Origin of the sequence: Acidisphaera rubrifaciens HS-AP3 (genome assembly GCF_000964365.1) — a bacterium.
GTDB lineage: Bacteria > Pseudomonadota > Alphaproteobacteria > Acetobacterales > Acetobacteraceae > Acidisphaera > Acidisphaera rubrifaciens.
The window spans coordinates 1-874 of the sequence record NZ_BANB01000830.1 but is presented as its reverse complement, the minus strand read 5'-3'; the positions used below and the strand labels follow the sequence as shown (position 1 = coordinate 874).

The following is an 874-nucleotide window of genomic DNA, read 5'->3' as shown; positions in this document are numbered from 1 at the left end:
GCGTCGGTCGCGACTGGCCGGCCACCTATGTGTCGAGCTTCGTGCGGTCCATCCTCGCGCAGCCGCCCGCGCCGGCCTTCCGCATCCGCGTCGTCGTGGACGAGGACGCGCTCGCCCTCGCGGCACCGCTGGCGGAGCTGGATACGCGCGTCGAGATCGTGCCGTTCCGCCGCGGCGGCGCGTCGTTCAACTTTGCCGAGAAGGCCAACTTCGCCGTCCGCACCTCCGGCACCGACCGCGTCGTGTTGCTCAACGACGACATGGAGGCAATCGACGGCGGCTGGCTGGCGGCGCTGCTGGAGCCGCTGGAACTGCCGGGCGTTGGCATTGTCGGCGGGCAGATGCTGCGCCCGGACGACACCATCCAGCATTGCGGCATCGCGCTCGGCATCCACGGCGCCGCGGCGCATCTGTTCGAGGGGCTGCCGAGCCACCACGTCGCCTATAACGCGTTCAACCAGGTGATGCGCAACTACGCGGCGGTCAGCGGCGCGATGATCGCGTTCCGCCGCGCCGCCTTCGACCGCGTGGGCGGGTTCGACGAGCGGTTCCCGATCGACTTCAACGACGTCGATTTCTGCCTACGGCTCGCCGACGCGGGGCTGCGGACGGTCTACACGCCGTTCGCGCGGCTGCGGCATTTCGAATCGCGCTCGGCGCGGCGGCTGACGCAGGACGCGCTGGACCGGCACCGGTTCTGCACGCGCTGGGCGTCGTGGGTGCGGCGCGACCCGTTCTATAACCGGCATCTGACGCGCAGCGGCGTGATGTGCGAGCCGGCGACCCCCTGAGCGGGGCGCCGCACGCGCCACCGTGCTGACGGCGCGGCGCGCGGCGGACGGCGCCCTGGACGCGCCGCCATGGTGGCCGCCAT

1 protein-coding gene is annotated in these 874 nt (G+C 72.0%); it reads left to right on the top strand.

What is annotated here, in order from left to right:
• Nucleotides 1-791, top strand: a 791-nt coding sequence (locus B8460_RS18270; protein ID WP_048863051.1) for a glycosyltransferase, incomplete at its 5' end; no start/stop codon positions are given.
• Nucleotides 792-874 lie beyond the last annotated feature (83 nt).